The sequence below is a fragment of the uncultured Nocardioides sp. genome (assembly GCF_902805925.1).
Classification (GTDB): Bacteria; Actinomycetota; Actinomycetes; order Propionibacteriales; family Nocardioidaceae; genus Nocardioides.
Map to the genome: position 1 here is coordinate 1 of NZ_CADCUP010000092.1, position 8,365 is coordinate 8,365.

The 8,365-nt window shown below is 74.3% G+C and carries 10 protein-coding genes and 1 pseudogene; 7 read left to right on the forward strand and 4 right to left on the reverse strand.

What is annotated here, in order from left to right; all coding sequences use genetic code 11:
• The 5 genes and pseudogenes from QZX64_RS06535 to QZX64_RS06555 form a co-directional block, all read left to right on the forward strand.
• Positions 1-275: pseudogene (locus tag QZX64_RS06535) on the forward strand (prepilin peptidase); the annotation flags it as partial.
• Positions 276-481: 206 nt separating this feature from the next.
• Entirely contained in the window at positions 482-1,660 is a 1,179-nt protein-coding gene (aroC, locus tag QZX64_RS06540) for a chorismate synthase (protein WP_295657796.1), read from the forward strand.
• Entirely contained in the window at positions 1,657-2,172 is a 516-nt protein-coding gene (locus QZX64_RS06545) for a shikimate kinase (protein WP_366558526.1), read from the forward strand. Before aroC ends, QZX64_RS06545 begins: the two co-directional genes overlap by 4 nt.
• On the forward strand, positions 2,169-3,269 hold the full coding sequence (aroB, locus tag QZX64_RS06550; RefSeq protein ID WP_295657797.1) for a 3-dehydroquinate synthase: 1,101 nt from the start codon (positions 2,169-2,171) through the stop codon (positions 3,267-3,269). Before QZX64_RS06545 ends, aroB begins: the two co-directional genes overlap by 4 nt.
• A complete protein-coding gene (locus QZX64_RS06555) occupies positions 3,269-3,694 on the forward strand; it encodes a type II 3-dehydroquinate dehydratase (protein WP_295657807.1) in 426 nt (141 codons plus the stop codon). The genes aroB and QZX64_RS06555 overlap by 1 nt, the downstream gene beginning before the upstream one ends.
• Here QZX64_RS06555 and QZX64_RS06560 read toward each other — a convergent pair.
• Together QZX64_RS06560 and QZX64_RS06565 are read right to left on the reverse strand one after the other, a co-directional pair.
• A complete protein-coding gene (locus QZX64_RS06560) occupies positions 3,691-4,230 on the reverse strand; it encodes an RNA polymerase sigma factor (RefSeq protein WP_295657798.1) in 540 nt (179 codons plus the stop codon). The two genes, QZX64_RS06555 and QZX64_RS06560, sit on opposite strands and share 4 nt — an antisense overlap.
• Positions 4,227-5,036: a hypothetical protein gene (locus QZX64_RS06565; RefSeq protein ID WP_295657800.1), complete on the reverse strand. Its 810-nt coding sequence runs from the start codon at positions 5,034-5,036 to the stop codon at positions 4,227-4,229. Before QZX64_RS06565 ends, QZX64_RS06560 begins: the two co-directional genes overlap by 4 nt.
• 378 nt (positions 5,037-5,414) lie before the next feature.
• Between QZX64_RS06565 and efp the strand changes: the two genes are divergently transcribed.
• Together efp and nusB are read left to right on the forward strand one after the other, a co-directional pair.
• The gene (efp, locus tag QZX64_RS06570; protein WP_295657801.1) at positions 5,415-5,978 is read left to right on the forward strand and encodes an elongation factor P; all 564 of its coding nucleotides are present in this window, start codon (positions 5,415-5,417) and stop codon (positions 5,976-5,978) included.
• 3 nt (positions 5,979-5,981) lie between these two features.
• The gene (nusB, locus tag QZX64_RS06575; protein ID WP_295657802.1) at positions 5,982-6,392 is read left to right on the forward strand and encodes a transcription antitermination factor NusB; all 411 of its coding nucleotides are present in this window, start codon (positions 5,982-5,984) and stop codon (positions 6,390-6,392) included.
• A gap of 19 nt (positions 6,393-6,411) precedes the next feature.
• On the opposite strand, the gene QZX64_RS06580 is transcribed toward nusB, so the two are convergent.
• Together QZX64_RS06580 and QZX64_RS06585 are read right to left on the reverse strand one after the other, a co-directional pair.
• Complete coding sequence (locus QZX64_RS06580; protein ID WP_295657803.1) at positions 6,412-8,115, reverse strand: glycosyltransferase; 1,704 nt, start codon at positions 8,113-8,115, stop codon at positions 6,412-6,414.
• Between the two features lie 7 nt (positions 8,116-8,122).
• Positions 8,123-8,365: hypothetical protein (locus tag QZX64_RS06585; protein ID WP_295657804.1), on the reverse strand; the 243-nt coding region annotated here is incomplete at its 5' end.

An 8,365-nucleotide genomic window follows, 5' to 3' on the forward strand; every position in this document is an offset into this window, starting at 1 on the left:
TCTTCTTCGTGCTGTGGTTCGTGCACCCCCGCGGTCTGGGGTACGGCGACGTGCGGCTCTCGGGCGTGCTCGGCATCGCGCTCGGCCACGTCGGGTGGGCCGAGCTGGTGGTCGGCCTCTACGCGGGATTCCTCGTCGGCGGCGTCGTCGGGCTGGTGCTGAGCCGGCTGCGGGTGGTCGACCGCAAGGGCTACCCCTTCGGTCCGTTCATGCTGGCCGGCGCCCTCGTCGGGCTGCTGTGGGGTGCATCGGTCGCCTCCGCGCTGGGCTACTGAGCCTCGGCGTCGGGGCGGGGTCGGGGCCCACCACCGGGGTAGTCAGGCGCAGAATGGCTGCCAGATCGCCGTTCCGACGACCATTTCGCACCTAACTACCCCGCCGTCGCCCCGCCGCCCCGCCACTGCCCCGCCGTCGCCCCGCCGGACGACCACCGCAGCGGCCGGGGCGGAGGTGGCCCAGGCGTGCGTGAAAGACTGCCACCATGCTGCGTTGGCTCACTGCGGGCGAGTCCCACGGTCCGTCCCTGGTCGCGATCCTCGAGGGCCTCCCCGCCCACGTGCGAGTGACCACCGAGGACGTCTCCGACTCCCTGGCCCGCCGGCGGCTGGGCTACGGCCGCGGCGCCCGGATGAAGTTCGAGCAGGACCAGGTGACCATCACCGGTGGCGTCCGGCACGGGGAGACCCAGGGCGGGCCCGTGGCGATCATGATCGGCAACACCGAGTGGCCGAAGTGGGAGAAGGTCATGTCGGCCGACCCCGTCGACCCGGTCGAGCTGGAGGAGCTGGCACGCAACGCCGCGCTGACGCGTCCGCGGCCCGGCCACGCCGACCTGGTGGGGATGCAGAAGTACGACTTCGAGGAGGCCCGGCCGATCCTCGAGCGGGCCTCCGCCCGGGAGACCGCCGCCCGCGTCGCCCTGGGGCGGGTCGCCTCGAACTTCCTCGCGCAGGCGGTCGGGGCCGGCATCGTCTCCCACGTCGTGCGCCTGGGCTCGGTCAGCGCGCCCGACGGGCTCGTGCCCGCGCCCGGCGACGTCGAGCGCCTCGACGCCGACCCCGTGCGCTGCCTGGACCCCGAGACGTCCACGGCGATGGTCGCCGAGGTCGACCAGGCCCGCAAGGACGGCGACACGCTCGGCGGCGTCGTCGAGGTGGCCGTCCACGGCCTGCCCCCCGGACTCGGCTCGCACGTCCACTGGGACCGCCGGCTCGACGCCCGCCTGGCCGGTGCGCTGATGGGCATCCAGGCCATCAAGGGCGTGGAGGTCGGCGACGGGTTCGCGCTCGCGGCCACCCCCGGTTCGCTGGCGCACGACGAGATCGTGCCCACCGAGGACGGGCTGCGCCGTACGTCCGGACGATCGGGCGGCACCGAGGGCGGCATGAGCACCGGTGAGGTGCTGCGCGTGCGCGCCGCGATGAAGCCGATCGCCACGGTCCCGCGGGCCCTGCGCACCGTCGACCTCTCCACGGGGGAGGCCGCCGTGGCGCACCACCAGCGCAGCGACGTGTGTGCCGTGCCCGCCGCCGGCATCGTCGCCGAGGCGATGGTGGCGCTGGTGCTGGCCGAGGCGGTCGTGGAGAAGTTCGGCGGCGACTCGGTGGGCGAGACGCGCCGCAACGTGGAGGGCTACCTCGACACCCTGAGGTTCCGGTGACCCGGCCCCGGGTCGTGCTGGTCGGTGCGATGGGCGCCGGCAAGACCACCGTGGCCGGGCTGCTGGGCGAGGCCTGGGGCCTGCCCGTGCGGGACAGCGACGCCGACGTCGAGCAGGCCACGGGTCGCAGCGTCCCCGACATCTTCGTCGAGTCGGGCGAGCAGGCCTTCCGGGCGCTGGAGGCCGACGCGGTGGCGTCCGCCCTGAGCGAGCACGAGGGGGTGCTGGCCCTGGGCGGTGGTGCGGTGCTCGCGGAGGGCACGCGCGCCCTCCTGGCCGGGCACACGGTGGTGTTCCTGCGGGTGGGGCTCTCCGAGGCCGTGTCCCGCGTCGGCCTCGGTGCCGGGCGGCCGCTGCTGCTCGGCAACGTCCGGGGCCGCATCAAGCTGCTGCTCGACGAGCGCACCCCGGTCTATGAGTCCGTGGCGACGCACGTCGTCGACACCGACGGCCGCACCGCCGACGAGGTCGCCCGCGAGGTGGCCGACCGCGTCGGGGAGCCGGTCGGATGAGCGCGCGGGTCCTGCCCGTGCGCGGAGCCGCGCCGTACGACGTGGTGGTCGGCCACGACCTCGCCGACCGCCTGCCCGCGGTGCTGGGCGAGTCGGTCCAGCGCGTCGCCTTCCTGTACGACGGCACGCTGGGCGAGCTGGCCCAGCCCGTCGTCGACTCGTTGTCGGTCCGCTACGACGTGCTGGCCCTCGGCCTCCCGCCGGGCGAGGCCGGCAAGGACGTCTCCGTGGTCGCCGACTGCTGGGAGGCGCTCGGGGCGGCGGGGTTCACCCGCTCCGACGCCGTCGTCACCTTCGGCGGAGGCGCCACCACCGACCTGGGCGGCTTCGTCGCGGCCACGTGGCTGCGCGGCGTGCGCGTCGTGCACCTGCCGACCACGCTGCTCGGCATGGTGGACGCGGCGGTGGGCGGCAAGACCGGCATCAACACCGGCGCCGGCAAGAACCTGGTGGGCGCCTTCCACGAGCCGGCCGGGGTGCTCTGCGACCTCGACCTGCTGCGCACGCTGCCGCGCGCCGAGCTGGTCGCCGGGCTGGGCGAGGTCGTCAAGTGCGGCTTCGTCGCCGACCCGGCGATCCTCGACCTGGTCGAGTCCGGCGATCCCGCGGACCTGACGGCCGACAGCCCGGTGCTCCGCGAGCTGGTCGAGCGGGCGATCACCGTCAAGATCGACGTCGTCGTCGACGACCTCCGGGAGACCGGCGGGGCGCAGGGCCATCCCGGTCGCGAGGTGCTCAACTACGGCCACACCATGGGCCACGCCATCGAGCGGGCGTCGGGCTATGCGGTGCGGCACGGCGAGGCGGTGGCCATCGGGTGCGTCTACGTGGCGGAGGTGGCCCGCCGTGCCGGCTCGCTCGACGACGCGGTCGCCGAGCGCCACCGCACCGCCTTCGGCCGGGTCGGGCTGCCGACCACCTGGTCGGGCGCCACGTTCGAGGAGCTGCACGACGCGATGAGGGTCGACAAGAAGTCGCGTGGCTCGCAGCTGCGCTTCGTCGTGCTCGACGACCTGGCCCGCCCGCGGATCCTGGCCGGACCGTCCGAGGACGTGCTGCGCGCGGCGTACGAGACGATGACGGGGGCCCAGCGGTGATGGTGTGGGTGCTCAACGGCCCGAACCTCGGGCGGCTGGGGCGCCGGCAGCCGGAGATCTACGGCAGCACCACCCACGACGAGCTCGCGGAGGCCTGCCGGGTGTGGGGCGCGGAGCTCGGGCTGGACGTCGAGCTGCGGCAGACCAACCACGAGGGCGAGCTGCTCGACTGGCTCAACGACGCCGCCGACGCGCGGGTGCCGGTGGTGCTCAACGCCGGCGCCTGGACCCACTACTCGCTGGCGCTGTTCGACGCCTGCGCCCAGCTCGAGGCGCCGCTGGTGGAGGTGCACATCTCCGACCCGAGGCAGCGCGCCGAGGAGTTCCGGCACACCTCGGTGGTCGAGCCGCACGCGGTCGCGACCATCGCCGGGCGCGGGGTCCAGGGCTACCGGGACGCCCTCGCGCTGCTCGCGGACGCCTAGGTAGTCGCCAGCGCCGGCTGGCCGCGACGCAGGCGCGACAGCCCGCGGTGCCGGGCCACCCGGACGGCGGCCTGGCTGATGCCGAGCGCCGCGGCGGTGGCGGCGACGTCGAGGCCCACGACCTCCAGGCACGCCACCACCTCGCGCTCGCGGGTGGGGAGCTGGTCGAGGAGCCCGCGCACGCGGTCGAGGTGACCGGGTACGCCGGGGTGCGGGGCGAGCCGGTCGAGCGACCCGTGGTGCGGATCGGTGGCCCGGGTGTTGCGCCGCCGGGTGCGGCGGCGTGCGTTGGCCGCGACGTTGCGGGCGATCCCGAACAGCCAGCCCGCGAAGTCGTCGTCGCCGCCACGGAACGAGCCGATCTTCTCGGCCGCCACCAGCCACGCCTCGGCGGCGAGGTCCTCTGCGGACGCGGCGACGTCACCGCTCTCCGAGGTGCGCAGCCAGACCACGAGCCGCGCCGCGTGGGCGGCGTACAGCTCGCGCCACCCCTCCCCGTCGCCGACGCGGGCCCGGTCGACGGCCGAGCCGCTCACGGGTGGCCCCCGTTGCCGCCCCCGTTCCCGCCCCCGTTGCCGCCCCCGTTGCCGCCGGTGTCCTGCTGCGGGCCCTGTCCCTGGTCCTGGCCCTGGCCCTGGTTTTGGCCCTGGGCCGGGCAGGTGTCGTCACGGACGGCGCGCGAGCACTCCGGCGCGCTCGCGGGACCGGGCCCGGTGACGGAGCCGTCGACGGGCTCGGCGGCGTCGCCCGGCGGCTGCACCGCCGGGTCAGGTGGCGTGGGAACGACCGGAGGAGTGTCCGTGTCCGTGTCCGTGCCGGGGTCGCGCGTCCGGCCGGTGTCCCGCTCGCGAGTCCGGTCCTCGGCCGCGTCGTCGCGGCGGCGGTCCCGGGTGACGGCGGCGTCGGCGCCGGCGCCCGTGCGCGCGGTCGCCGGGGAGACGCCCGTGGCCGCGCTCGGGTCCGCCCGGAGGTCGGGGGAGTGCGCACGACGGGTGCCGGCGTCCCGGACGCCCACCCGGTCCCGGGACGCGTCCGGCGAGCCCGCGCCGTCCTGCCGCCGCTCGTCGGGGGCCCGTTCCTCGGGATCGACCGGCGCCACCGGACCGGCGGGCACCGGGGCGAGGTCGCGCTCGACCTGCTGCGAGGCCAGGTAGCCGCCACCGGAGAGCAGCAGGGCGACCGCGGCGGCGACGGCCACCACCCGCCAGCCCCCGTCGGTGCGGGCGTCGGCACGCTCGCGCGAGATCGCGACGAGCTCGTGCAGGAGCTCCGGGCCGATCTCGCGGGGGGCCACGTCGACCCGCAGGCCGAGCGGCCGGGGGTCGGGCCGGTGGTCGATCATGGTGGCGTCTCCGTCGCGGGCGGCGTGCGTGCCACAGGCTACAGACACCCGCCCCCCAGGCATCCGGTGCCCCGACAGCCGCCTCGGGGGATGACGACTCTCGGGGCGCCGGGCGCGAGCAGGGCACCGGCGACGGCGTCGACCCCGGGGCACGATCGGGGGAACACGACCCGAGCCGGGCCGTCACCGGTGCACTGCACCCGGTACATGTCGCGTCGACGGGCGCCTGTTACACACGGTGGGCGGGCGACGCAATTTCCTCAGCCACCGCGCCGACCGATAGACTTCCCGCTCCCGCCCGCCGTGAGCTCCTCGACGCACCAGCTGCCCCGGAGGCCGGCGGCCCACGACACCCGACCGATAGGCTGACTCGCGCGCATGGCATCGACCAACGACCTCAAGAACGGCCTGGTGCTCAACCTGGACGGCCAGCTGTGGTCCGTCGTGGAGTTCCAGCACGTCAAGCCGGGCAAGGGCCCCGCGTTCGTGCGCACCAAGCTCAAGAACGTCGAGTCCGGCAAGACGGTCGACAAGACGTTCAACGCCGGCACCAAGGTCGAGACGGCCAACGTCGACAAGCGCACCATGCAGTACCTCTACAACGACGGCACGTCGTACGTCTTCATGGACAACTCCAGCTACGAGCAGCTCGAGGTCCCGCCGGAGGTCGTCGGCGACGCGAAGAACTTCATGCTCGAGAACCAGGACGCCATCGTGGCGACCAACGAGGGCCGGGTGCTCTACATCGAGCTGCCCGCCTCCGTGGAGCTCCTCATCGCCGAGACCGAGCCGGGCCTGCAGGGCGACCGCTCCACCGGCGGCACCAAGCCCGCCACGCTGGAGACCGGTCACGTCATCGCGGTGCCCCTGTTCATCACCGGTGGCGAGAAGGTCAAGGTCGACACCCGCGACTCGTCCTACCTCGGCCGCGTCAAGTCCTGACCGATGGCAGCGCGTTCCAAGGCCCGCAAGCGGGCGCTCGACATCCTTTTCGCCGCCGAGCTCCGCTCCCTGGACGCGGTGGCCGCGCTCGACGGGGCGATCGCCGAGGGTGAGGGCCCGACCAACGAGTACACCGCGGTGCTCGTGCGCGGGGTCGCCGCCCATCGCGAGCGCATCGACGAGCTGCTGAGCGACTACGCCGAGGGCTGGACCCTCGACCGGATGCCCGCGGTGGACCGCAACGTGCTGCGCCTGGGCCTCTACGAGCTGCTGTACGCCGACGACGTGCCCGACCCGGTGGCGGTGACCGAGGCGATGGCGTTGGTCCGCGAGCTGTCGACCGACGAGTCGCCGGCCTTCGTCAACGGCGTCCTGGGCAACCTGATGCGCAACAAGGCGAGCCTCGCCCCCTAGCCGCCCCGGTCGCTGCCGGCTAGCGCCAGCGGGCCGGCCTGCGGACGAGTCGGCGGCCCAGCCTGCGGGACGGTCGCTCGGCGTCCACGACCCGGGCGCCGACCCGGGCCTCGACGTCGGAGCGACCGAGCTCGTCGGTCACCACCGGAGCGGCCGGGACCGGCCTGCTCTCGGGCAGGTAGGGGTCGTGCACCGGGGCCCCCCAGCGCGCGACCGTCACGGCCTTCTCCCACCTCTCCACGACCCGCTCGCGGGATCGTGACTCGAAGTGGAACAGCTCGGCGGTGGCCACCCACACGATCCGGTAGCCCTGGCGCCGCGTCTTGTAGCAGAGGTCGACGTCGTTGAAGTTCAGCGGCAGCTTCTCGGCGAAGCCGCCCACCTCGAAGAAGGTGTCGCGCCGCATCGCCGAGCACGCGGCGGTGACGCCGCTCGCCTCACGGTTGATCTTGAGGCTGCCGAAGGGTGCGGTCGTGCTGCCCGGCTCGCCGATGAAGGGGTGGAGGTAGTGGCCGCCGCTGTAGGCGTGGCCGGCGTGCTGGATCGTGGTGTTGCCGAAGTACAGCTTGGCGCCCGTCATGCCGACGTCGGGCTCCTCGAGGGGACCGACGAGGTCCTCGAGCCAGTGGTCGGAGCGCACCGACACGTCGTCGTTGAGGAACACCAGCCGGTCGCCGGTGGCGAGGAGCACGCCGAGGTTCATCTTCCGGCTGTAGTTGAACGGCTCGGTGAACTCCACCAGCCGCAGCCGGTCGCCGGCGATCCGGCGCAGCTCGCGCAGCACCGACGGGGGCGTCGGCGGGTCGTAGACGACCACGATCTCCAGCGCCGGATGACGGGTCCTCTCCATCACCGTGCGGACGGCCTCGACGACGAACACGCGCTCGGCGCCCCAGATCATGCCGCTCTTGCCGATGGTGGGGATCACCAGGCTGACGACGGTGTCGGGGTCGAGGTGCCGGCTCAGGGTGTACATCCCCGGGTGCGCGCCGAAGTCGGCGGTGGCGGCCAGCCCCAGCCGGTCGAGGTGGTCCTGCACCGCCTGGCGGCCGGCGGCCCAGGCGTACGGCTTCGCGCCGGCGCTCGCGGCGGCCGAACCGGGGATGTTGCGCCAGTGGTAGAGCACCTCGGGGATGTGCACCACCCGGCGCGCCCGCTCGGTCACGCGCAGGACCAGGTCGTGGTCCTGCGACCCGTCGTAGCCCTCGCGGAAGCCGCCCACCTCCCGCACCAGGTCGGTGCGGATCACCGAGAGGTGGGCGGTGTACATCTGGCCGCGCAGCCGCTCGGGCGACCAGGCGGGCTTGCGGAAGGTGTCGTAGTGGGTGCCGGCGTCGTCGACCTTGTCCTCGTCGGAGTACAGGTAGTCGACGTCGTCGTGCTCGGCGATGCGCTCGGCGTTGCGCGCCAGCGCCGTGGGGTGCAGCAGGTCGTCGTGGTCGAGGAGGGCGACGAAGGTGCCGCGGGCCGCGGCGATGCCGTCGTTGCTGGCCGCCACGATGTGGCCGTTGGTCTCGCGCTCGACGACCCGGATCCGGGGGTCGCGGGCGGCGTACCGGCGGAGCAGGTCGCGGACGCCCGGGTCGGGGGAGAGGTCGTCGACCAGCACGAGCTCCCATCCCTGGTGCTCCTGGGCGAGGACGGAGTCGATGGTCGCCGCGAGGACGCCGAGCGGCGGGGCGTAGACCGGGGTGACGACGGAGAACAGCGGGGCGCCGGTCATGGGCCGGTCACCGCCGGCTGCGGTGCGACCGGGTCAGGAGCGCACCGACCCGCCAGGCGCGGGACTCGGTCAGCTCGGCCAGCCTGCGCTCGGCGCGCGTCGCCCGCCGGCGGGTGACCTGGAGGCGGTCGCGCAGCTTCTGGGTGCGCTCCTGACCGGCCTTGAGCCGCTTGGTGAGCCGCTCGACCTGCGCCTGGAGCTGGGCGGCCTCGGCCTCGAGGCCGATGACGTGGTCACGGGTGGTCAGCAC

Excerpts from the sequence above, each read along its gene's own strand:
- aroC (WP_295657796.1), top strand. The coding sequence starts at position 482 with ATGCTGCGTTGGCTCACTGCGGGCGAGTCCCACGGTCCGTCCCTGGTC.
- aroB (WP_295657797.1), top strand. The coding sequence starts at position 2,169 with ATGAGCGCGCGGGTCCTGCCCGTGCGCGGAGCCGCGCCGTACGACGTG.
- QZX64_RS06565 (WP_295657800.1), bottom strand. The coding sequence starts at position 5,036 with ATGATCGACCACCGGCCCGACCCCCGGCCGCTCGGCCTGCGGGTCGAC.
- QZX64_RS06555 (WP_295657807.1), top strand. The coding sequence starts at position 3,269 with ATGGTGTGGGTGCTCAACGGCCCGAACCTCGGGCGGCTGGGGCGCCGG.
- QZX64_RS06580 (WP_295657803.1), bottom strand. The coding sequence starts at position 8,115 with ATGACCGGCGCCCCGCTGTTCTCCGTCGTCACCCCGGTCTACGCCCCG.
- efp (WP_295657801.1), top strand. The coding sequence starts at position 5,415 with ATGGCATCGACCAACGACCTCAAGAACGGCCTGGTGCTCAACCTGGAC.
- nusB (WP_295657802.1), top strand. The coding sequence starts at position 5,982 with ATGGCAGCGCGTTCCAAGGCCCGCAAGCGGGCGCTCGACATCCTTTTC.